17 protein-coding genes and 1 pseudogene are annotated in these 22,314 nt (G+C 38.5%); 13 read left to right on the forward strand and 5 right to left on the reverse strand.

All coding sequences use genetic code 11. The annotated features are described in order from the left end of the window. Window positions 1-36: 36 nt before the first annotated feature. The 3 genes from CQZ96_RS20545 to phnX all read left to right on the forward strand — a co-directional run bounded on the left by CQZ96_RS20545 (window position 37) and on the right by phnX (window position 3,388). A complete protein-coding gene (locus tag CQZ96_RS20545) occupies window positions 37-1,191 on the forward strand; it encodes a TIGR03364 family FAD-dependent oxidoreductase (protein WP_105714774.1) in 1,155 nt (384 codons plus the stop codon). A gap of 55 nt (window positions 1,192-1,246) precedes the next feature. After that, window positions 1,247-2,380 (forward strand): 2-aminoethylphosphonate--pyruvate transaminase, encoded by a 1,134-nt coding sequence (gene phnW, locus CQZ96_RS20550; RefSeq protein WP_105714775.1) that lies wholly within the window; start codon window positions 1,247-1,249, stop codon window positions 2,378-2,380. Window positions 2,381-2,572: 192 nt separating this feature from the next. Beyond that, a complete protein-coding gene (gene phnX / locus CQZ96_RS20555; RefSeq protein WP_105714776.1) occupies window positions 2,573-3,388 on the forward strand; it encodes a phosphonoacetaldehyde hydrolase in 816 nt (271 codons plus the stop codon). Between the two features lie 293 nt (window positions 3,389-3,681). Here phnX and CQZ96_RS20560 read toward each other — a convergent pair. Both CQZ96_RS20560 and sbmA read right to left on the reverse strand, forming a co-directional pair. Further along, window positions 3,682-3,862: pseudogene (locus tag CQZ96_RS20560) on the reverse strand (3-oxoadipate CoA-transferase); the annotation flags it as partial. Between the two features lies 1 nt (window position 3,863). Then, window positions 3,864-5,060: a peptide antibiotic transporter SbmA gene (gene sbmA, locus CQZ96_RS20565; protein ID WP_105714777.1), complete on the reverse strand. Its 1,197-nt coding sequence runs from the start codon at window positions 5,058-5,060 to the stop codon at window positions 3,864-3,866. Between the two features lie 1,179 nt (window positions 5,061-6,239). On the opposite strand from sbmA, the gene CQZ96_RS20570 reads away from it, so the two are divergent. Then, a complete protein-coding gene (locus tag CQZ96_RS20570) occupies window positions 6,240-7,208 on the forward strand; it encodes an esterase/lipase family protein (protein ID WP_105714778.1) in 969 nt (322 codons plus the stop codon). Between the two features lie 213 nt (window positions 7,209-7,421). Here CQZ96_RS20570 and CQZ96_RS20575 read toward each other — a convergent pair whose 3' ends face one another. Beyond that, the gene (locus tag CQZ96_RS20575; protein ID WP_004724799.1) at window positions 7,422-9,605 is read right to left on the reverse strand and encodes a solute carrier family 23 protein; all 2,184 of its coding nucleotides are present in this window, start codon (window positions 9,603-9,605) and stop codon (window positions 7,422-7,424) included. A 984-nt stretch (window positions 9,606-10,589) separates the two neighbouring features. Here CQZ96_RS20575 and CQZ96_RS20580 point away from each other — a divergent pair. The 8 genes from CQZ96_RS20580 (at window position 10,590) to CQZ96_RS20615 (ending at window position 18,553) form a co-directional block, all read left to right on the forward strand. Beyond that, the gene (locus tag CQZ96_RS20580; protein WP_105714779.1) at window positions 10,590-11,933 is read left to right on the forward strand and encodes a putative bifunctional diguanylate cyclase/phosphodiesterase; all 1,344 of its coding nucleotides are present in this window, start codon (window positions 10,590-10,592) and stop codon (window positions 11,931-11,933) included. Between the two features lie 220 nt (window positions 11,934-12,153). Beyond that, window positions 12,154-13,140 carry a quinone oxidoreductase family protein gene (locus CQZ96_RS20585; RefSeq protein WP_105714780.1) on the forward strand — a complete coding sequence of 329 codons (987 nt, stop codon included), beginning with the start codon at window positions 12,154-12,156 and terminating at the stop codon, window positions 13,138-13,140. A gap of 11 nt (window positions 13,141-13,151) precedes the next feature. Beyond that, window positions 13,152-14,000, forward strand: a complete 849-nt coding sequence (locus tag CQZ96_RS20590; protein ID WP_004724792.1) for a TauD/TfdA dioxygenase family protein — start codon at window positions 13,152-13,154, stop codon at window positions 13,998-14,000. Between the two features lie 58 nt (window positions 14,001-14,058). Next, on the forward strand, window positions 14,059-15,111 hold the full coding sequence (locus tag CQZ96_RS20595) for a 3-keto-5-aminohexanoate cleavage protein (RefSeq protein ID WP_004724790.1): 1,053 nt from the start codon (window positions 14,059-14,061) through the stop codon (window positions 15,109-15,111). 116 nt (window positions 15,112-15,227) lie between these two features. Continuing rightward, window positions 15,228-16,571 carry an MFS transporter gene (locus CQZ96_RS20600; RefSeq protein WP_004724788.1) on the forward strand — a complete coding sequence of 448 codons (1,344 nt, stop codon included), beginning with the start codon at window positions 15,228-15,230 and terminating at the stop codon, window positions 16,569-16,571. Next, entirely contained in the window at window positions 16,571-17,224 is a 654-nt protein-coding gene (locus CQZ96_RS20605) for a DsbA family oxidoreductase (protein ID WP_004724786.1), read from the forward strand. Before CQZ96_RS20600 ends, CQZ96_RS20605 begins: the two co-directional genes overlap by 1 nt. Further along, the gene (locus CQZ96_RS20610) at window positions 17,221-17,550 is read left to right on the forward strand and encodes a Rieske (2Fe-2S) protein (protein ID WP_004724784.1); all 330 of its coding nucleotides are present in this window, start codon (window positions 17,221-17,223) and stop codon (window positions 17,548-17,550) included. The genes CQZ96_RS20605 and CQZ96_RS20610 overlap by 4 nt, the downstream gene beginning before the upstream one ends. Then, window positions 17,543-18,553 (forward strand): YeiH family protein, encoded by a 1,011-nt coding sequence (locus tag CQZ96_RS20615; protein ID WP_105714781.1) that lies wholly within the window; start codon window positions 17,543-17,545, stop codon window positions 18,551-18,553. Before CQZ96_RS20610 ends, CQZ96_RS20615 begins: the two co-directional genes overlap by 8 nt. Before the next feature lie 131 nt (window positions 18,554-18,684). Here the strand turns inward: CQZ96_RS20615 and CQZ96_RS20620 are convergent, their stop codons facing one another. Together CQZ96_RS20620 and CQZ96_RS20625 are read right to left on the reverse strand one after the other, a co-directional pair. After that, the gene (locus tag CQZ96_RS20620) at window positions 18,685-19,716 is read right to left on the reverse strand and encodes an AraC family transcriptional regulator (protein WP_105714785.1); all 1,032 of its coding nucleotides are present in this window, start codon (window positions 19,714-19,716) and stop codon (window positions 18,685-18,687) included. A 394-nt stretch (window positions 19,717-20,110) separates the two neighbouring features. Beyond that, entirely contained in the window at window positions 20,111-21,091 is a 981-nt protein-coding gene (locus tag CQZ96_RS20625; RefSeq protein ID WP_228722749.1) for an OmpW/AlkL family protein, read from the reverse strand. Window positions 21,092-21,550: 459 nt separating this feature from the next. Between CQZ96_RS20625 and CQZ96_RS20630 the strand changes: the two genes are divergently transcribed. Next, complete coding sequence (locus CQZ96_RS20630) at window positions 21,551-22,141, forward strand: RBBP9/YdeN family alpha/beta hydrolase (RefSeq protein ID WP_105714782.1); 591 nt, start codon at window positions 21,551-21,553, stop codon at window positions 22,139-22,141. The last annotated feature ends 173 nt before the right edge of the window (window positions 22,142-22,314 follow it).

A 22,314-nucleotide genomic window follows, 5' to 3' on the forward strand; every position in this document is an offset into this window, starting at 1 on the left:
TGCGTGCTAAAAAAAGTAGATAAGGTGGAAAAGACAATGAATACAGCACAATTTGACTTAATTATTGTCGGTGCAGGCATTTTAGGATTATCGGCTGCGATCCAAGCGGCAGAGCAAGGTTTAAAGGTACAAGTCTTTGAAAAATATGCACAACCTATAGGTGCGACTCGCCGTAACTTTGGCATGGTTGGGACTTCGACGCTAAGCCGTCCTGATGCGAAATGGCGTGAATATGCTTTGGCAACCCGTGAATTTTATCAACGGATTCAGGCACAAACCGATATTTCATTTCAACAGCGGAACGGTTTGTATCTCGCGAATACCGAACTTGAATGGCAAGTATTAAACGAGTTTGCTCAAGCTGCAGCTGATTATCAGATTCCTGTAAGTCTATTGTCTAAGCAACAACTGTTTGATCAATATGCTTATTTAAACCCAGAAACTGCGCTACGTGGCGGTATGGTGTTTCATGAAGATTATTCAGTTGAGCCACATTTGGTTGGACTGCGTTTGTTGCAATATGCCGAAAAACTTGGTGTACACATTCATTGCAATGCTTCTGTGGTACTGACGCAATTTAACCAAGGCATGGCGCATATTCGCTTGGCATCAGGTCAAACATTTACCGCAAATAAAGTCATGATTTGTCATGGTGAAGAGACACAATTGTTGTATCCCGAGCTCTTACAACAAAAAGGTTTATTGCGTTGTACTTTACAAATGGCATTAACCAAACCGCTAAAAGTCAATCTCAAAGCTTCGATTTATTCAGGATTGTCGATCTCTCGTTATCCCGCTTTTGAGATTTGCCCAAGTCATCAAGATTTACGCAATGAATCACAAATCGGTTTAGTTGAAAAATACGGTATTCATATCCTGATTAAACAAAATGAATTCGGACAAATTATTTTGGGCGATAGCCATGAATATTATCCGATTGAAGACATACCACAATTTAATCAACGTGAAGAAATTAACCAATTCATTTTGCAATATTGCAAAGAAAATATTGGCTTAGAACTACCTGAAATTGAATCTCGTTGGAATGGTTACTATCTGACTCATCCTACGGAATTGGCATGTGTGATGGAAGCTGAAACCAATATTTTCCTTGTCAGTGCGATTGCAGGCAAAGGCATGACCACAGGCGCAGGATTTATGAAAGAAATTTTAGAAAATTATATTTTGTAATCTGGTTTAAACCAGATTTGTTTATACTATATGAAATTGAACAAGGTTAGGCGAAATGAACGCACAAATTGAACTTGCAAACACAATTGAAAACGATGTTGAAAATAAATACTTACTGTTGACACCGGGACCATTGTCTACCTCGAAAAGTGTGCGTCGTGTGATGCAACGTGATTGGTGTACTTGGGACAAAGAATATAACGCATTGGTTCAGGAGATCCGCAGTCGTTTGGTGGCGTTGGCAACTGCAAAACCTGAACAATATAGTGCTGTGTTGATGCAAGGCAGTGGGAGTTTTTCTGTAGAAGCAGTGTTAGGTTCGGCGATTCCAAAGGATGGTAAAATTTTAATTATCAATAACGGGGCATATGGTGCACGCATGGTGCAAATGGCTCGATGTTTGAAAATTGACGTGGTGGAATTACGCTACCCTGAAATGCAAATCCCTCAACTGGCTGATATCGAAAAAGCACTTGAAGATGACAGCATCACTCATGTGTCATGTGTCCATTGCGAAACCACCACTGGTTTATTAAATCCAATTCAAGCGATTGGACGCATTGTCAAAGCCAAAAACAAAGTGTGGATTGTCGATGCGATGAGTTCTTTTGGTGGTGTGCCAATGGACATTGCAGAGCTTGAAATTGATTTCTTGATTTCAAGTGCCAATAAATGCATCCAAGGTGTACCAGGCTTTGGTTTTGTTTTGGCAAAACGTGAGCAATTACAAGCGTGCAAAGGTTTGGCTTGTTCAGTCAGTTTAGACCTATACGACCAGTGGAACACCATGGAACAGCATAATGGTAAATGGCGTTTTACTTCGCCAACTCATGTGGTGCGTGCTTTTTATCAAGCGCTTTTAGAATTAGAGCAAGAAGGCGGAGTAACCGCACGTTATCAGCGTTATTTCAATAATCAACAACGTTTAGCCGCAGGTATGCAAGCGCTTGGTTTTGAAATGGTCTTAGATCAAGACGCACCACAATCACCAATTATCACCACATTTTTGTATCCAAATGAAGCCGATTTTAGCTTCCCAGCCTTGTATGAAAATCTGAAACAAGCAGGGTTTGTGATCTATCCCGGCAAAGTCACTGACTTAAATTGCTTCCGTATTGGCAATATCGGAGAGATTTATTTAGATGATATTGAACGACTTTTAACAGCGATTGAGCACTATCGAATTTGATTGGAATTCACAGTTCCTTTTCTTGTGCCATTTATGGCTCAGGGCGGAGGTTAGGATGGGGAGATTATAGATCCTCTTCCTAGCTCTCCTTTTAAAAGGAGTGGGTGCTGCCATTAGAAATTAAATATTACGCAAAACTTAACTTACGCAATACAGCTATTTTTAACTTTGAGAAATGAATAGGACAAACTTATGAACGCTTCAACTTCAGCATTACAAGCCGTGGTTTTTGATTGGGCAGGTACAACAGTAGATTTTGGTTCACGCGCACCAATTTTGGCATTTATGGCTTTATTTGCAGATAATAAAGTTGAAATTTCAATTGAAGAAGCACGTGCGCCAATGGGTTTGGAAAAACGCGATCACATTGCGGCAGTTTTGAAAATGCCACGTGTTGCAGATGCGTGGAAGCAGGCACATGGTGCTGAAGTGACTGTGGCGGATATTGACCGTTTATATCAGGACTTTATTCCATACCAATTGAAAAGCATCCCAAGCTGCTCAAAATTGATTCCGGGGGCATTAGAGGCATTTGCTGATATTCGTGCCCGTGGTGCAAAAATTGGCAGTAATACTGGTTATGCTTCGATGATGATTGGTCAATTGGTGCAAGATGCAGCTGATCAAGGTTATGTGCCTGACTGTACTATTACAGCCAGTGATGTGAAACATGGTCGTCCATATCCTGAAATGTTGTGGAAAAACTTAATTGAACTTGATGTGTTAGACGTTAAAAATGTGGTGAAAGTGGATGACACAGTGGTCGGCATCGAAGAAGGTTTAAACGCTGGTTGTTGGACTGTGGGCTTGGCCGTCAGTGGTAATGAAGTTGGGCTAAGCATCGAAGAGTGGTCTGCACTATCAGCGTCTGAACAACTAGGTTTAAAAGAAAAAGCATACGCAAAAATGAATGCTTCAGGCGCACATTATGTAATTGATAGTATTGCTGACTTACCTGCGGTATTGGATGCGATCGAACAGCGTTTAGCAAATGGTGAAAAGCCTTAATAGATGATGAATACCAGTCTTTATGACTGGTATTTTTTTAGAGCTGAAATATTAATTCTTTTTTTAATTTCCTCATGCTGCATGAAAATGATGAATCCATGAGAAATTGTTTAATCAGCATGAGTGTATGCTTGATTATTTGTAGTGAACAAAACTAAGGTTCAAATCGATTTAATTAGAAGGTGAGTGCGGTTTTCCAAGATTATTTTTATATAACCTATGTTGCCTAATAGCATCTATTCAATGTTTTGCAATGTAAGTTGCCCCCCTTTCATGAGGGACGAAGGGAGGTTTTATACAGTTACATCAATCAACTTCGCACCCAGCCAGTCACTGCAATTCGTCAAAGCTTAAACCGTCTACATTTTCAATGATTTTCACACCTTTCTCAGCCACATCAATCACACAAAGATCAGTATAAATACGATCAACACATTTCAAAGCTGTTACAGGATAAGATAATTTAGTCTTAATGTTATTTATCTAAAATTGATTCAAAAGCTTTTAAACGTTTGTGAATGGAAAGTAACTCTATAATAGTCTTCCAAGAGTTAATCAAATATTGAAAAGATTGACGTACTTGATCAAAAACGTTGGTAATTTGGGTAATGAGTCCTAATGTCATTTTTCCAGCTGCAATGGATGGAAATAAAACGAATAAGCTAAACAAAATATCTAATTGAATATACCAGATGCTTGCTAGGTTAAAATAGGTGTAATGAAAGTACAATCGGAAATAGTTTTGCCGAACACTTCCAAATAGTGCTTTTAATGTTTTAGGTTGTGCCCGTTGCTCATGATCCTCTCCATAAACCAATTCTTTGCGATATGCCGCTTCAACCTTTTGATTATTAAATTGTAGACCGGGTAATTTAATCCCAACCAGCATAAGTAAAACTGTACCGAATATTGCCCATACGATTGCTGCCCAGACTAAAGAATGATCAATATTTCCAACCAGTGGTAATTCTGTTACTTGTTTAGAAAGTTCAAATAAAATCGGCAGGAAAGCAATTAATACCATGATCGCCTTAATAAAATTTACACCAAGGTCTTCTAAAATTGTTGCAAAACGCATGGTATCTTCTTGAACACGTTGGGAAGCACCTTCTACATGACGTAGTTCTTGCCAGTGCTCGGTATAATATTCATTCATAGCTGTGCGCCAACGAAATACATAATGGCTGGTAAAAAAAGAATTGATTACAGCTAAAGTAACTGCAACTAGAGCAATCAATAAGAAAGTAATTGTTCCCATATAGAGTTCTTTAATATCACCTCCACCATTTTCTAACATGTTTTGAATAAGGTTATAGAATGGTTGATACCAAGCATTGATTACGACGCTTACTTGAACACCAAACCAGATATTAAATAGAATAAATGATGACCCCCATACGGACCATCTTTGCCAACGGTTATCTGATTTTAAATGCCAAAAACCTGCAAAAATAGACGTTGAGATGAAGAACCATAAATAAAACCATATAAAAGAGAGTGACCAGAAGCGACTAACGCCTATGGGAAGTTCTATATTTGCATAACCTTTGGGTAAACCTAAAAACTCACCCCAATGGCTTCCACCAGAATTCCACAAAAATAAATTAATGATGAACCAAGCAATTAAAGATAAAAAAAACCACTTTGGATTGGGAAAAAACGACCTAAACATGTAAAAAATGCCCTGTGACTTGAAGGAACGCAGTTAATAAGATTATTTAAGTGTTATGTTATAATATAACAATAAAGGGCATTCAAGTGCATTTCTAATGTTGAGTTTTCATTTCATCTGAAATTTAAAAAATAAAAGCTTACGGTGAACTTATCGTTCTGTACCAAATGACTTTTTGGGATAGTTACAATCGAAATTGGCCAACAAAATAAGCAGTTATCATTTAACTAATGTGCTTTAGACCATAAGAAAAATCTGAGTTTTGCCTAGTATCGTTTGAGGTGTATTTGCAGTAAAATTTTGATTTTATGGAAAAATTTATATAAATAATGAATTTGAAAACGGACAAGTTAAATCAAAATTTAAGTAATGGGATTCATTTTTTGTAAAAGTATTTCAGTGGGTTGCATGGAAGTGCTGCGGTAACTTTTGAAAAATGGAAGGTTTTTCATAGTTAAGTTATTCAAAGCCCCACCAATAAATAATGATGACTATTCGCATGTATCTGTTTAGGTGGTATTTAGCCAGCGGGACGATTTTCTAGGCTTCACACAGCATCTCTAAAGTCGTATCTCAGCTTTTTCAGCAAAATGAACTGATCAGTTACTTTTTGTTCGGCTCATATCCTAAACAACAAAGCCGCCAACAGCTGCTTAATAAAATTCAGAAATATTTTAAATATTATCAATAGGTTTTCTTAAATATGAGAAAGCTGCAAAACCTATTCCTTATGGATTGAGAAATCGACGATCTGCTTGGGTAAGTAATCGACTTACAATATTTACACAGTCAAGCGAATAAACGTGATAGATCATGAAAATCTTTCAGCTACTAAGCAAGCTCAAAACTGGAAAAATAATTCAATACACTTTTAGAAAGACCGAAAAGAAGAAATTCAGCAACAGTCAAAACTAAAAGATATGAGGACACTGCATGATTTAGTCAAACAAATGCAGTCACTTCATTTATGCAATCAACCAGAATAAATGTGCCTACAGAATTTTGAATATATCTATGACTAAGGAGGATAAATAGGATTGAGTAAATAAGGCTTTTAGATGACAGCTTTATTTATGAGGAGCACTATGCAAAAAAACAAAAAATGCATGGTTATAGAGGATTTATAACGTGAATGATGCTGATTTCTAAAGAAAAGAAATCAAGATAGCAGGGAAATATATGAAACAGACTTTACTCACCGCTAGTATTGTGGCTTTGGCCACATTGGCTATGCCAGTTTTTGCTTCTGGTTTACAGAGCGTTAGTAGCAACTATGTGGCTTCTGATTATGCAAAAACCAAATATCCAGTTGTATTTAACCATGGGATGTTTGGTTTTACTCGACTCGGTCCGACAGCTTTTGGGATGGATTATTTTTATCAGGTTCTTCCAGATTTGGCACGTAATGGTGCGACGGTTTATGCAACCCAGGTTTCTCCACTAGAATCCACCGAAGTTCGTGGCGAGCAGTTGCTACAACAAGTAGATGAAGTTTTGGCACTCTCAGGAAAGTCAAAAGTTAATCTGATTGGTCATAGTCATGGTGGACCGACCATTCGTTATATTGAAGCAATTGCACCTGAGAAAGTCGCTTCACTCACTGCTGTTGCTGGAACGTTTAAAGGGTCCAAAGTGGGAGATGATATGTTGGATAATCCTGCTGAGAAATTTTTATTTACCGTCTTAGGACAATATATCGTTGCTCCAGTGGAGTTACTTCTACAAGGTAATCCTGATTTGCCGATTAGTCTGGATCGCTCATTAAAATCATTAAGTGAAAAGGGTTCTGCAGAATTCAATGCAAGGTTCCCAACTGCAGCAATTCCATCTGATTGTGGCAATGGTCAGAAGATTACCAGTAATGGGGTTTATCATTACTCGTGGGCAGGTAAAGCTCAAGCAACCAATCTACTTGATGTCATTGACGTTGCCATTTCCACCATGGCACCAAGATCTTATAAAAATAATGACAATGATGGTTTGGTTAACCGTTGCAATGCACATTTCGGACAGGTGATTCGAGACGACTATAATCAAACGCACCTAGATGAAATTAATCAGATTTTGGGCTTGAAAGCATGGTTTGGACCTGATCCTGTGTCACTTTATCGTCAACAGGTTAATCGACTAAAACTTGAAGGCTTATAAGGGAATACTATAAGAAATAGACTCTAAGCGCATCATAAGGGAGTCTGAATATTCAGGCTTCTTTCATCTATGAATAGAAAGCTGATAGAGATCCATAACAGATCCTTACTAGCGGGGAAGATGACATCCATGTCGATCACTACACTTGTCTTTAAGACCAGCTTTATGCTGATATCCTTATACAGATCATAACGAGATCATACTGGTATCGATTTATAGAAAATCCACCTTTCCTGTTTTTACATCATAAATACCACCTGCAATGCCAATTTCACCTTCTTCGACCATCTTTTTCAGTACTGGGCTATTTCTTAAGATATAGGCAATATTATTTTGTACATTTGCGATGGTCACCGCCTGAATGAAATTACTGGTGAGTTGGTAATCGGTCATTTCTTTATGCACATTTTCTGCCGCCTGCATAATCGGTTTAAGAAAATATTGTACATGTGGGGTTTCGCTGAGTTGAGTAATATCCTTTTTTTGTTCATACATCTGACAAGCTGCTGTCACTGCACCACAATCTGTATGACCCAATACTAAAATTAATTTGGAACCCTTACTCTTACAGGCGAATTCTAGAGAGCCTAATACTTTTTCGCCCGCTATATTTCCAGCGATCCGTAAACTAAATAAGTCACCAATACCGACATCAAAAATCCGTTCTGTTGGTGCACGTGAATCCATACAGCCTAGAACGGCGGCAAATGGATGCTGTCCAGATTGTGCAGTGACTTGAATTTGACGAGCAATATTATGATAAATCCGTTCATGGTTAACGAACCGCTGATTGCCTTCTTTGAGTAGCTGAAACACTTGTGCAGGCGTAAGTTGTCGTTGAATTTCCTGAGTACTGACATCAATATCCAGTTCTTCTTCTTTAATTTCAGGATAATGTATTTTAAAGCCAATTAGTTTTACATCGATGCCATTTTCTGCAGCTGTTTCATCCCTAAAATCTTTAATCACTTGATATACATCCGGATCAATATAATAGGTATTCGACGCATCGATCACTACAGTATCGCCACTGACTATTTTCTCTAAGGCAGAAACTAATGCGGAACGATTTAAAAAGCTAATATTGGGTGCCAGTTCAATACGGGTAATATTTCCATGCAAATGTGCTTCATGGATGATACGAACACCACGGAATAAATTATTTTTTAATACAATGATAAAACTAATCAACAGCCCTAACAAAATACCGATAAGTAGATCCGTCGCGATAATTGCAACAACCGTTACAATGAAGGGTAGAAATTGCTTCCATCCTTGACCATAGATCCGTTTAAAAAGTGAAGGGCTGGCTAATTTTACGCCAGTTAAAATTAAAATGGCGGCAAGGGAAGATAATGGAACAACATTGATTAATGGTGTCAGAAATAAAACCGCAATAATCAATAAAATACCGTGAAAAATTGCAGAGAATTTGGTCTTTGCACCACTTGCTGCATTGACTGAACTTCGGACAATCACTGAGGTAATCGGCATACCTCCAATTAAACCAGACATGGTATTTCCGATACCTTGAGCCACCAACTCTTTGTTTGGCGGAGAGGCACGCTTTTGCGGATCCATTTTGTCCGCAGCTTCTAGATTTAATAGTGTTTCAAGCGAGGCGACGATCGCCAGCGTAATGGCACCTGTATAAATTATAGGATTATTCCATTGAGTGAAGTCAGGGAAACTGATAATTGATTCAACACCTGAAAAAATATTGGGAAGATTGACTAGATGTTCAGTGCCGACTGCGAGGCTGGAATTGGTACTGATAAAAAAATAGTTTAAGAGTCCCGCAAAAATGACCGCAATAAGTGCAGAGGGTACAACCATTTTTTTTAAAGGTGTTTTATCCCACAATAAAATAATGAATATACTTGAGATACCAATGATTGCCGCACCATAATCAAGATGCTGTAATAGGCCTGTCCCTTCGGACCAACGTTGTTGAAGAATTTCGGTTTTAATCCCAAAGAGCAGAGGAAGTTGATTGATAATCAAGATTAATCCGATGGCAACAAGAAGCCCCATAATCACATTGGTTGGGATAAAATTTGAATAGGTCCCCAACCGAAATAACCCGAAAAATAATTGGATGAGGCCGGCTAAAACTAAACAAAATAAAAAAGCTTGGTAGTTGCCTTCAAGCTTATCTAGCTGTGTTAAAACAATAGCGGTAAGCCCAGCAGCGGGACCTGACACACTAATATGAGAACCACTCAAATAACCGATAACGATTCCACCAATGACACCCGCAATAATACCGGAAATCAAGGGTGCACCTGAGGCACTGGCTATACCTAAACAGAGCGGTAGAGCAACTAAAAAAACAACTAAACCTGAGAGCAAATCATTTGTATAAAACTTTCTTCTGGGAACCAATTCCTGTTGCATAAATATTCTCGGCAAATTTATAAGTTTGATATGCATTTGGATACAGCCTATTTCATGCTGTACACAAACTTGCCTAAGTTAGATGAGAATGCGTCCGTAAACTTTAATAAAGACCAAATGACAACAGATTATGAAAGAAACTCTATATCAGCTTTACAAATGATAAATTTTTCTGAATATTAAAGAAATTCTTAAATATTTGTTCGAACAATTTGGTTAAATTATAAGTATTTTAATACGTTAATTTTAATTTGATTTTTAGGTTTTTGGCTAAAAAGTGCTGATGAAGTCTGTATAACTTATGGCTTGAGCAATAAGGAATGGTGATGTATTTGTTTTTTAATAGGTAAGTTTTACTTTCGAGCCGTGAGATCCTTTTCCAAAAAATTATTCAGATGTAAAACTTTTATTGTTTTTATATTGGGTTTTGTAGGGTTTATGAAATATTTTAGAAAATATGTTTTTCACGTGAATTTGGTTGTTTATTTGAGTGGGTAAAATGAGTATTGCGGTGTTTTAACTACACAATGCTTGCGGAGATATTTACTATATCTACTCATCTGTTGGTGCTATATCATGTGAAAAAACATGTTATATTTCATTTGTATCTGAAATGGATTTTCAACTAAAACGGTCTGTTGAGTACAACTCGTTTAGTAGGAGGCAGGAGCTGATACAATTTCATTAAAAAATACTTTTTATCTTCACGACTATTTTTAATATTATTCGCAACATTGATTTTGAAAACTTTTGCGCTATAAATGTCAAAAAATATAAATGGATGGATTACTAGATGGATAATTATTTAAGGGACTAAATTGAAGACGACATTCGTTTTTTAAAAGCTAATCAAGCATATTAACAAGTCAGATATTTATAAATTATAAGTATTTTTAATAGCTTAGTGTTTATTGATGTGATTCTGAAATTGTGTATAAAACAATGCGGATACTTGATCAATAAATATTTGTAATGGGGGTATTTATGGTCGTTTTATCCTATTTAAAAAACCAAAATAAACATTTCAACGCCATAAAAAACCAACAAATAACGATTGCAGCTAAAGCAAACATTGTTATCTGTATCGCATTTTGCCTATTTTGGACAATATATTTTAGCTTTGCTGAGATGTGGTTCATTGTTTGTATTGATATTTTTTTTACAGCAATGTCTATCTTCAGTTTATTTTTGATTTATATACAGCGGATTTCAGCGGGCATATTGGTTTCACAAATTGTCCTCTTTGTTTTTCCTGTGGTTTTTTGCTTAATATTTGATGTGGCTACAATAGATCACCCCAGAGTTGCGCATTTATTTCTTCCAGCAGGAGCTATATTGGGATATTTGAATTATCGAAGAGATCCCAATGCGTTACAACTGATTTTAATTATCTTATCCATTGTCGCTTTTATCTTTTTTAGCGGGAGTGCGTTTACTTTAGATGGAGCAATACCTTTAGCTGAAAGCATTCGAGCTTATGGTGGTTGGATTGCAATATCCGTTGCCACTTTAATGATTTGTATCTCAATTTTTGTGATGCAATTGGAGTTGCAAATTGAAAACAAGTTGGTGCAGGATCTACGTTTAGCGCTTTCAAAACAACAGTTTGAGCTCTTTTATCAACCTCAAGTAAATTCTTCTGAAAAAATTATAGGCGCTGAAATTTTGTTACGTTGGTGTCACCCGACACTTGGCTATATCCCTGCGAAAGATTTTATTCCTGTAGCGGAAACTTTGGAGTTAATGCCTAAAATTGGAGATTGGATACTGATTCAGGCAAGTAAAGTATTACAAGACTGGCGTAAAAATGAATCTACAAAAGATCTTACACTTTCAGTCAATATAAGTGCTGATCATTTCATGCAAGAGAATTTTGAGCAAATCGTTACTTCCATGGTGCAGAAAAATGCAGTGTTTCCATCCCAACTTATATTAGAAATAACTGAAAGGGTTGCGTTAAATAATATTGAAAGTGTTATAGAAAAAATGGGTTTTCTACATAAAAATGGCATTCAGCTTTCTTTAGATGATTTTGGTACTGGCTATTCATCATTAAGCTATTTGCAGAAAATGCCGATTAGCCAAATCAAAATTGATCAGAGTTTTGTGCAAGCGGCTTTAGAAGATGAGCGGTGTAATAAATTGGTATATGGGATTGTTAAAATTGGCCTTGATTTAAACCTGCGTGTTTTAGCAGAGGGGATTGAGACCATTGAGCACTTTAATCGCTTTCAAGAAAATGGTTGTACTGAATTTCAAGGCTACCTATGGGGATGTCCTATGCCTTTAACTGATTTTATGAAAAAAGTAGCTGAGGAAAACCATTAAAGTTTAGATAAAAAATCCACTCAAGATAAACTATAAAAATTATTCAAATCCCTAAAATAACTCAAAACAGTGCCTTACTAAACTAGCTTACAATTTTAACCACAAGCGTGTCGTAAAATGCTAAGTCAGTGTCGTCTTATGTAAAGTGAGCTGCATCTGCTGTGTTGTAGTTTTAATCATGATTTTTAAATATTGATAAAAATACGGCATGGATAGGGAAATGGCATTGAATAAAGCAATACGGTTTTATGAAACAGGAACACCAGATGTTCTGCAATATGAAGACATCGATGTTGGTGAACCAGCAGCAGGGCAAGTGCGTCTGCGTCATGTGGCAGTTGGATTAAATTATGCTGACACTTATTTTCGTGACGGCACATATAAGATTCCACTGCCAAACGGGATGGGCGTAGAAGCGTCTGGTGTAGTCGAAGCCGTAGGTGAGGGTGTAGCTCACATTCAATTGGGTGATCGAGTCACTTATACCGGTTTTTTAAATACGTTAGGTGCTTATAGCACTGCACGTTTAATCTCAGCTGATGTATTAATCAAACTACCTGAAGAAATTTCTTGTGAAACAGCCGCAGCAATGACCATGCGGGGTTTAACCTCTGCTTATTTAATGCGTCGTATTTATGACTTTAAAAAAGGGGACAGCATTTTATTACATGCTGCCGCTGGTGGTGTGGGCTTGATTGTTTCTCAATGGGCAAAGTTACTCGGTTTAACTGTGATTGGTACAACCTCTTCAGAAGAAAAAGCACAAATTGCCCGTGCACATGGCTGTGACCACGTCATTAATTATAGTTATGAAAATGTTGCAGAACGAGTACGAGAATTAACCGATGGGGTCGGTGTGAATGTGGTCTTTGATAGTGTCGGTAAAGATACTTTTATGGCATCGCTTGATTCATTAAAACGCCGTGGTTTATTGGTTTGTGTGGGGACTGCTTCTGGTGCAATTCCAGAATTTAACCCCGTCTTGTTGGCAATGAAAGGCTCTCTATATATGACTCGTCCAGCACTGGCAGATTTCATTGCTGATCCTATAGAAAAACAAGAACTTGCCAATGAACTATTTGACCACGTCCGACATGGATGCATCAAAATTGAAATCAATCAACGCTATGAACTCAAGGATGCAGTTCAAGCTCACCGTGATCTAGAAGCACGTAAAACCACAGGATCATCAATTTTTGTCATTTGAAGGGATATCTTATGCAAGTTGAACAATTAAGTTGCAATATCGGTGCAGAATTGTTGGGGGTCAATCTGGCAGATGCCATTGACGATGATGGGCTATTTACTGAAATTCGTCAGAATTTATTAAAGCATCGGGTTTTATTTTTAAGAGATCAAAACCTAAGCCGAGCAGAACATGTGGCATTTGCTGAGCGCTTTGGACAACTAGAAAGTCATCCTGCTGTCGGAAGTCATCCAGAGCATCCTGGACTGGTACAAATTTATAAAAGCCCAGAGAGTCCAATTGATCGTTATGAAAATGCTTGGCATAGCGATGCAAGCTGGCGCAAAGTTCCGCCAATGGGTTGTGTACTACGTTGTATTGAATGTCCGACAGTGGGTGGAGATACCATGTGGACCAATATGGTGATGGCCTATGAAAATTTACCCATAGAAATCAAAACAAAAATTGCAAATTTACGCGCCTATCACAGTATTGAAGCCAGTTTTGGCGCAATGATGCCGATTGAAAAGCGTTTGGCATTAAAAGAACAGTTCCCCGATGCAGAACATCCTGTGGTACGTACGCATCCTGAAACGGGTGAGAAGATTCTTTATGTCAACGCATTTACCACTCATTTTAGTAATTACCATACCAAAGAACACGTCCGTTTTGGACAAGATGCCAACCCTGGTGCAACCGATTTACTGCGTTATTTAATTACCCAAGCCTATATTCCTGAGTACCAAGTTCGTTGGAGTTGGAAGCCGAATAGTATCGCAATTTGGGACAACCGCAGTACACAACATTATGCCGTAATGGACTATCCACCATGTCATCGAAAAATGGAACGGGCAGGCATTATTGGTGATGCAACTTACTAAGCTGAGCAGTTAACGATTTTATCCAAACCCTAATTTTAAAATACATATGGAGATGTTTATGCAATTCTTTGATGACTCATTGCACCCTGAAAACATGGACAAAGTGGTGATTACGGTAGCGCCTTATGGGCCTGAATGGATGCCTGAGGATTTTCCTGAAGATATTCCGGTGACCATGCAAGAACAAATTCAAAAAGCGGTAGAGTGCTATGAAGCAGGTGCTTCAGTCCTCCATTTGCACGTTCGAGAGCTGGATGGGAAAGGTTCGAAACGTCTGTCTAAGTTTAATGAACTCATTGCAGGTGTGCGTGAAGCGGTGCCTGATATGATCATTCAAGTGGGTGGATCAATTTCTTTTGCCCCAGAAAGTGAAGGTGAAGCTGCAATTTGGTTAAGCGATGATACGCGTCATATGTTGGCCGAATTAATGCCAAAACCAGACCAAGTAACCGTGGCGATCAATACCACTCAAATGAATATTATGGAGTTGCTCTATCCTGAATATTTAGAAGGCACTTCTTTGGCACATCCAGCAATTCAGGCAGCATATGCAGAAATGACAGTACCCGCAGGTCCAGCTTGGGTTGCAGAGCATTTAAAGCGTTTAACTGAAAATGGCATTCAACCGCATTTCCAATTAACTGGGATGCATGGTTTAGAAACGCTGGAACGTATGGTGCGTAAAGGGCTGTATAAAGGTCCGTTGAATCTAACCTGGATTGGAATTGGTGGTGGATTTGATGGGCCAAATCCTTTTAACTTCTTTAACTTTATTCATCGCGTACCTGATGGTTGTACTTTAACTTCAGAGTCTTTACTTAAAAATGTTTTGCCGTTTAACACCATGTCAATGGCGATGGGCTTACATGCACGCGTCGGAAATGAAGACACCATTATTGATCATCAAGGTCAGCGTTTTTCTTCAGTACAGCAGATTCAACAGACCGTGCGTATTGCCCATGAATTAGGTCGTGAAGTTGCATCAGGTAAAGAAGCACGTGAAATTTATCGTATTGGCGTGCAATACGACACGATTGAAGAAACTTTGTTGGAAAATGGTATGGCGCCCAATCGTAAAGCAGGTCAAAAGGGTGTTCCACAGCGTAAATAATGATTTGAGCCAAAAGGATTTTTGATTCAAACAGTGAGAAAAAGATGATTACGTTACTGTGAAGTCGCGTAGTCATCAAAAATGAATGAGAAATTATAAAAACACAAGGAGAACGTATGGATGCGCATCAATATTCAAGTCCTGCGGACGGTGTAGATACTTCGGTTGGCATTCCACGTAAATATGCATGGTTGGTTTTTGCACTGACATTTGGTTTGTTGATTTCTGACTATATGTCACGGCAAGTCTTAAATGCAGTATTCCCACTGATCAAAAGTGAATGGGCTTTGACAGACAGCCAACTTGGATTATTAAGTGGAATTGTGGCCTTGATGGTGGGTTTATTAACCTTACCTTTGTCGATCTTGGCAGATCGTTTTGGCAAAGTAAAAAGCTTAACTTTGATGGCCGTGTTATGGAGTATGGCAACCTTAGGCTGTGCAATTGCTGAAAGTTATCAACATATGTTTATTGCCCGATTTATGGTGGGTGTTGGCGAAGCTGCCTATGGCAGTGTCGGGATTGCTGTTGTTGTATCGGTTTTTCCTCGTGATATGCGTGCAACTTTAGCAAGTGCTTTTATGGCAGGTGGTGTGTTTGGCTCATTCTTAGGCATGGCTTTAGGCGGTGTAATGGCTGAACATTTTGGCTGGCGTTGGGCATTTGGTGGAATGGCAGTCTTTGGGCTGATTCTGGCATTTTTATATCCTATTGTGGTTAAAGAAAACAAGATAGGAACCGTTCAAGGCAAAATTAAGACCCAACAGAAACAGGAGAAGTCGAGAAGTCCTTTACGATCAATTTATTCAAGTCGGTCTGTGATCGCCACTTATATTGGCAGTGGCTTGCAATTGTTTGTGGGTGGCACGGTCATCGTTTGGCTTCCCAGTTATCTCAATCGATATTACGGATTGGGGACAGATAAAGCGGGGCTGGTCGCGGCAATGGTTGTACTCAGTAGTGCAGTTGGCACGATTTTATGTGGGATGTTATGTGATCGTTTAGGACGAGATCGACCAGACCGAAAAGTCAGTTTAGCGATTGCATTTTGTTTGATCGGTTGTGTGTTGTTATCCATTGCTTTTGCCATGTCTGTCGGAAATGCTCAATTGATCATGATTTGTATTGGGATGTTTATCGCATTGGGTACCAATGGACCATCCAGCGCAATGGTTGCCAACCTAACACATCATTCTGTACATAGCACAGCATTTGCAACATTAACTTTGGCAAATAATTTTCTCGGCTTGGCTTTAGGACCTTTAGTAATTGGAAAGCTATCTGACGTGATTGGTTTACACCATGCTTTTCAATTGATGCCTCTGATGAGCATTGTGGCTGCTGCCGTATTCTTCTATGCAAAACGCCATTATGGCCATGATATTAAAAAATTTAATGCACAAGCAGCACGACAAGGTCAAACAGTACAAGCACAGTCATGCAATATGGGTAATCAGTAATGACGCGTAAAATGAATATTGAAGTTTTTTTTGATTTTATCTGTCCTTGGTGTTTGATTGGAAAACGTCATTTACAGACTGCGATTCAAAAATTAAAACAAAGTGATCCAGATGTTGTGGTCAATATCCAGTGGCGTGGTGTACAGCTTTTACCCCATATTCCACTGGTGGGTGTTCCTTTTGATGCCTTTTATTTACAACGACTAGGCAGTTCAACAGCCGTTCGAATGCGTCAAACTCAAGTTCGTCAAGCCGCGAAAGCGGTCAATGTCGATATTGATTTTGATCGGATTCGTCGTATGCCAAACACAGCTATGGCACATCATTTTTTTGCAAATATTTCAAAAGTATATCATTCAGATCAAAGTGAGCGATTTTTAGATGCGCTATTCACAGCCTATTTTCATCATTCGGAAAATATAGGCGAGTTAGCAACATTGCAGAAAATAGCCATGTATTGCGGTTTTGCGGATGAGGTGGTTGAAGGTATTTTAGCAAAACCATTCGTTCCTTTTATCTCAGCAGATACAGGGGGTAAAGGGGTACCATATTTTGTTTTTGATGGAAGTTTTGCAATGGCAGGAGCGCAACCTGCAAGTGCACTTTATCAAGCAATGCTGGAAACGCTTCAAACACAAGGACAAATGGTATGAGCTTGCGTTTTCAAGTTCCTCAAGAAAAAATCCCAACTTTAGGCAATCGATCCTTTTTGATGATCGGTGACCGATCTCTAATTTTATTTAATATTGCTGAACAATTTTATGCGATTAATGACAGTTGCCCGCATCAGGGTGCCTCATTACTCAATGGGAAATTAGAAGGCAAGGTAATTCAATGTTGTGCACATGGTTTACGTTTTGACTTGTCAAATGGTTATTTACTCAATTCAACACAGCTACAAGTTCAATCATACCCAGTAGAAGTGATTGGAGAAAATGTTTTTATTGGTTTGGATTGTGGAGTAGCACTAGATGAGTAAATTAGATTCTATGGCTTGGCAGCCACGGCTAAGTGCGCTTATGCCCGGATTTATTGTTAGTACTGTGGTTGCCGCTGCGGCCTGCTTTTTATCTGAGCATTATGGTGCACCAGTAATGTTATTCGCTTTATTGCTCGGGATGGGTGTGAACTTTCTTGCAACAGAAGGAAAGTGTAAAGCGGGTATCGAATTTACTGCGCGAGAAGTACTGCGTTTTGGGATCGCCTTACTCGGAATGCGCATTACCCTTGAGCAAATGACTGCGCTAGGTTGGCAGCCCATTGTTTTGGTCATTTCATTGGTCGTCATTACCATTCTTGCTTCAGTCATCGCAGCAAAAGTGCTCGGGTTTAATAAATTTTTCGGTATGCTGACTGGTGGCGCGACAGCGATCTGTGGAGCTTCCGCAGCATTGGCCTTGTCTGCAGCTTTACCCAGTCATCCACAAAAAGAAAAAGCAACCTTATTCACCGTCATTGGAGTATCTGCACTTTCAACTTTAGCAATGATTGTTTATCCCATGATTGCGCAATGGTTGGAATTGAAACCACAACATGCAGGGATTTTTTTAGGTGCAACCATCCATGATGTCGCCCAAGTGGTGGGGGCAGGTTATAGTATGTCTACAGAAACTGGCGATACTGCAACAGTGGTGAAATTGATGCGAGTTGCCATGCTTTTACCTGTCATCATCTGTGCAGCCATGATTACCCGTATGCAAGGCGTACCCTCTACGGGCAAAAGACCGCCATTATTGCCTTGGTTTGCAGTAGGATTTTTAATTCTTGCCTGTATAAATAGTACTGGATGGGTACCTACAGTTGTTCAAACAGGAATGAATGAATTATCTCGTTGGTGTCTGATTATTTCGATTAGTGCGCTAGGAATGAAAACACAATTAAAAGAGTTATCAACGGTGGGTATTAAACCGATCCTGCTGATGATTGGAGAAAGCGTTTTTCTGGTATTGTTGGTACTCAGCCTGATGCATTGGTTATTTTAGTCGAGCTTTGATTTAACAAAAGTTTTGCAAGGTACAAGGTTAAAGTTGGTCTCCGCAAAACTTTTGTTTTAAGTGGCTTTTCGTATTATTGTTTTGATGTTAATACCAAGTTAGTCGTACGTTGATTGAATTTATAGCGCATTTTCATCAATGATCTCAGCCTTATTATGGGTACGCCAAGCATTGGGTGTTATACCAAATTGACCGATAAACCATCGTGTAAAAGAGCTTGGCATAGAGTAACCAAGAATATCTGAAACTTGAGCCAGTGAATAATTGATATTTCTTAAATAGCGAAATACCAAATTTCTACGGACATCATTCATTAATTCACTAAAATTTGTATGTGCAGCTTCTAGACGCCGTTGCAGCGTTCTGACATTGACTTCATGAGTCTGCGCGACTTGATCAATCGTGGCACGTCCCATCGGTAAAAGCAGATAGATACTTTTACGGATATCAAAAATAAGTGATGATTCATTGTCTTTTTGTAAGATGTCGATATCGAGATAGCGCTGTGCATGGTTTGCCATTGCTGTATTTGCTTGAGGATTGATTTTATCAAGCTCTGATGATGAGCAGACAATACCATTAAACTCGCTACCAAATTCAAGTGAACTTCCAAAAACACGTTGATGCACTGTTAAGTCTTTTGGTGAATCGTGGGTAAAATGAATACTTAATGGGTGCCATTTTTGAGCTAATAATGCAGCACAAAAACGATGGGTAATCCCCAAAGCCAATTCAATCGCTTGACGACTATACTTTGCTGAAGCAGAAATCACTTCTACCCGAATAATCACGGTTTTTCCAACTTCTTCTATATATATTTCAAGCGCGTTATTGATGATATTTCGGTATCTTACAATTGTTTTTAAGGCATCACGTAACGTCTGTTGATAGCTTAATAATAGGCTTAGCTCACCAAAATCAGCAATTTGACGTTGTTCGGCCATATGTAGACCAAACACTTCACAACCACTTATTTGAGCAGATTGCTCTAATAGTGTCATGACTTTGTCGACGGAAATACGTTGTTTTGAATCATTTAATTGAGCAGAATAAATTCCAGCATCAGATAATAAATGGTATGGATTAAGATCTAATTGTCGGCTTACATCCAGATAATTCTTGAGTACCGCTGTATGTGCAAGAGGAACCAATTTACACTCTCCTTGTCTTTTCATTAACCGTCCTGGTCAATACATCACTGTTTGAAGACTTTACCAATACGCATTTATAAAAAGTTTTTGCGTATGTGTAATCTCACAATTTTATCAAAATTTTTTAAAAAGTATCTCAATTCATTACACATTGAGACCATTGAAATAGATTAGCAAATTTGCTCAGCAAAGAGGAGTGTTTTAAAAGGACTGCACTTTATTAAGTAAAGAACAGCCTTTTAAAACGTATTAATGTGCGACACAACTTAGGGATATTGCTTACACATTAATTTTTTAGATGGGTCATTGCGACTCATATCGTATTGTAGATATTCAGTACACAATATCGTTAAAATTAAATTAATGGTTATAAGACCAATTTCAATCCATTTAATTAAAAACGATAGCCTACCCCAAGGTATGTGACCAAAGGATCTAAATCAATTTTTGTCGTGGACTTGATCAATTGGGTACCTGTCGATGTATCTGTGACAGTCACAGTTGCTACATTATTAAAGTTTGGCATATAACTTAAAGATCCAGTGGTAAACCAACGATCGGTTAAATCAAAGGTAAAACCTGCTGTGAGTACTGGTGCAAAGGCATCACTGGTTTTAACTTTGACTTTTGGTGTCGCTGTTGAACTGCCTTGACCACCGTGCAATGCTTCACCCGCTCGATCATTGAGGATATTATCAATCATATAACCTGCTTGAATAAGGTCTTGTTCTACACCGCCATTGAGCTTTAACTTATTAAAATGACCATATACAACACCTGCGCCAACAAAAGGTCGGAACTTATTTTGTCCTGAAGTGCCAAAATGATATTTAACTGTTGCTGCAGGCGTCCATGCAGTTACTTCTGCAACTTTGCCATGTGCATCAAGATCGGTAATTAAGGTATCTTTTAGCAGTTTTAAACCATTTAAATAGGTCGGTGGTGTGCCTTTTCCGGGAGTATTGGCAGTGGAAAGTGCCGAAGCTCTAATTTCTCCTACGCCATCAATATCAATTTTTGGTGGGATACCACCGACTAATTCAAGAGATACATGATCATTTACAAAGTAGCTTAGAGTTAAACCCAATGTATCGGTATCCGCGACCTCCATTCCACCTTGAGCGGTATAATCAGAAATACCTGTGATATCCGATCTGGCTCCAGTGGTTAGACTTGCTGGAACTTTATAATTGGGGTCTGCTTTACCATTTTTGATAAAAGTATTTAATAAAAGCCCACCCATTCCCTTAATTTCAGATGCATTGGTTTCGTAGTTGGCAATATCACTTCCCCATAATGATGATCCAACGCCATAGCTGCCACCTTCTACAACACTGGTTGTTACATGTGTTGAATTGGCTTTGCCTTGAGGCATGACATGCATCCAGCCTGCACTGACAGCTCAGCGTTTAGAGGTTGTAGAATCCGCATAACATAAATGAGTTGTTAATAGACATGCCAATGGCACAGCTATTCTACAAATTTGATTCATTTTAATTTCCTTGTAGTTCACTTTTTTATGGTTTCAGCGGATCCTTTCTGAAACACGGCCCCATTATTAAAGTTGGCATTGGTTAAAGCAATCTCACTGATTTCATCAAGAATATTGAGATTTTTAATGAAAAAATAAGTTAATCCAAAAATAAAACAATTAAATCAATCTCTTATAGCTTTATAAGTCCATGCTCGAATGCTTTATTGGAGCTGTCATTTGTCATCAAATGAAAAGCAGTTGTCATCAAATGTACATCACCAAGATCAACTAAACCGTATTGTGAATAAGCAATTTATAGAATTCATCTTCATTCATTTGGCGAAAACTTAAGGTAGATCAATGGAAAAAATCCAGACAAAGGCAACCGTTTTAATTATCCCAGGTTTACGTGACCATGTTGCTGGACATTGGCAAACCTTATTAGAGCAAAGGCTGGTCAAGGTACGATCCGTCCCCCCGTTGGAAACAGACAAGCTCAACTGCATAAAAAGAGTTAAAGCGATCCAAGCACAACTTGAAGAAATTGATGGTGCTGTGATTTTAGTTGCACATAGTGCAGGGGTATTAATGACCGTTCACTGGGCAGCTCTGTATCAACACAATATTCAAGGGGCTTTGTTGGTGACACCACCCGATTTATCGGCCAAATGGCCTGAAAACTATCCAAGTTCTGCAATGCTAAAACAGCAAGGATGGGATCCTTTACCTAACAAGATTTTGCCTTTTCCGAGCATTGTTGTTGCAAGTACCAACGATCATTTAGCCAGTTACCAGGCCGTTAGGACTATGGCAAAAACATGGGGCAGTCAATTGGTGAGTTTAGGTGAAGTGGGGCATCTTAATCCTGCTGCTGGATATGGGTATTGGGCACAAGCTGAACAATTTATTCAACAATTAGACCAAGTGGATGATTCGATATGTATCGCTTAGTGCTTAGACTTTATATAGCGGAATTTATTGAGAAGTGACTTGGTTCAATTTACACGCCGTTTTAAGACAGCATTGCTCATTGGTTAGCAGTATAGGTAACAGATTAAACAATTAAAAAATCATGCATATTTCAAAATAGTCAATATGGCTATTTATGGAGTTAAATCGAATTA

It is taken from the genome of Acinetobacter sp. MYb10 (assembly GCF_002980175.2).
Lineage (GTDB): Bacteria > Pseudomonadota > Gammaproteobacteria > Pseudomonadales > Moraxellaceae > Acinetobacter > Acinetobacter guillouiae.

Excerpts from the sequence above, each read along its gene's own strand:
- CQZ96_RS20545 (WP_105714774.1), top strand. The coding sequence starts at position 37 with ATGAATACAGCACAATTTGACTTAATTATTGTCGGTGCAGGCATTTTA.
- CQZ96_RS20610 (WP_004724784.1), top strand. The coding sequence starts at position 17,221 with ATGAGCTTGCGTTTTCAAGTTCCTCAAGAAAAAATCCCAACTTTAGGC.
- CQZ96_RS20630 (WP_105714782.1), top strand. The coding sequence starts at position 21,551 with ATGGAAAAAATCCAGACAAAGGCAACCGTTTTAATTATCCCAGGTTTA.
- CQZ96_RS20590 (WP_004724792.1), top strand. The coding sequence starts at position 13,152 with ATGCAAGTTGAACAATTAAGTTGCAATATCGGTGCAGAATTGTTGGGG.
- CQZ96_RS20575 (WP_004724799.1), bottom strand. The coding sequence starts at position 9,605 with ATGCAACAGGAATTGGTTCCCAGAAGAAAGTTTTATACAAATGATTTG.
- sbmA (WP_105714777.1), bottom strand. The coding sequence starts at position 5,060 with ATGTTTAGGTCGTTTTTTCCCAATCCAAAGTGGTTTTTTTTATCTTTA.
- CQZ96_RS20580 (WP_105714779.1), top strand. The coding sequence starts at position 10,590 with ATGGTCGTTTTATCCTATTTAAAAAACCAAAATAAACATTTCAACGCC.
- CQZ96_RS20625 (WP_228722749.1), bottom strand. The coding sequence starts at position 21,091 with ATGCCTCAAGGCAAAGCCAATTCAACACATGTAACAACCAGTGTTGTA.
- CQZ96_RS20570 (WP_105714778.1), top strand. The coding sequence starts at position 6,240 with ATGAAACAGACTTTACTCACCGCTAGTATTGTGGCTTTGGCCACATTG.
- CQZ96_RS20595 (WP_004724790.1), top strand. The coding sequence starts at position 14,059 with ATGCAATTCTTTGATGACTCATTGCACCCTGAAAACATGGACAAAGTG.
- CQZ96_RS20585 (WP_105714780.1), top strand. The coding sequence starts at position 12,154 with ATGGCATTGAATAAAGCAATACGGTTTTATGAAACAGGAACACCAGAT.
- phnX (WP_105714776.1), top strand. The coding sequence starts at position 2,573 with ATGAACGCTTCAACTTCAGCATTACAAGCCGTGGTTTTTGATTGGGCA.
- phnW (WP_105714775.1), top strand. The coding sequence starts at position 1,247 with ATGAACGCACAAATTGAACTTGCAAACACAATTGAAAACGATGTTGAA.
- CQZ96_RS20615 (WP_105714781.1), top strand. The coding sequence starts at position 17,543 with ATGAGTAAATTAGATTCTATGGCTTGGCAGCCACGGCTAAGTGCGCTT.
- CQZ96_RS20600 (WP_004724788.1), top strand. The coding sequence starts at position 15,228 with ATGGATGCGCATCAATATTCAAGTCCTGCGGACGGTGTAGATACTTCG.
- CQZ96_RS20605 (WP_004724786.1), top strand. The coding sequence starts at position 16,571 with ATGACGCGTAAAATGAATATTGAAGTTTTTTTTGATTTTATCTGTCCT.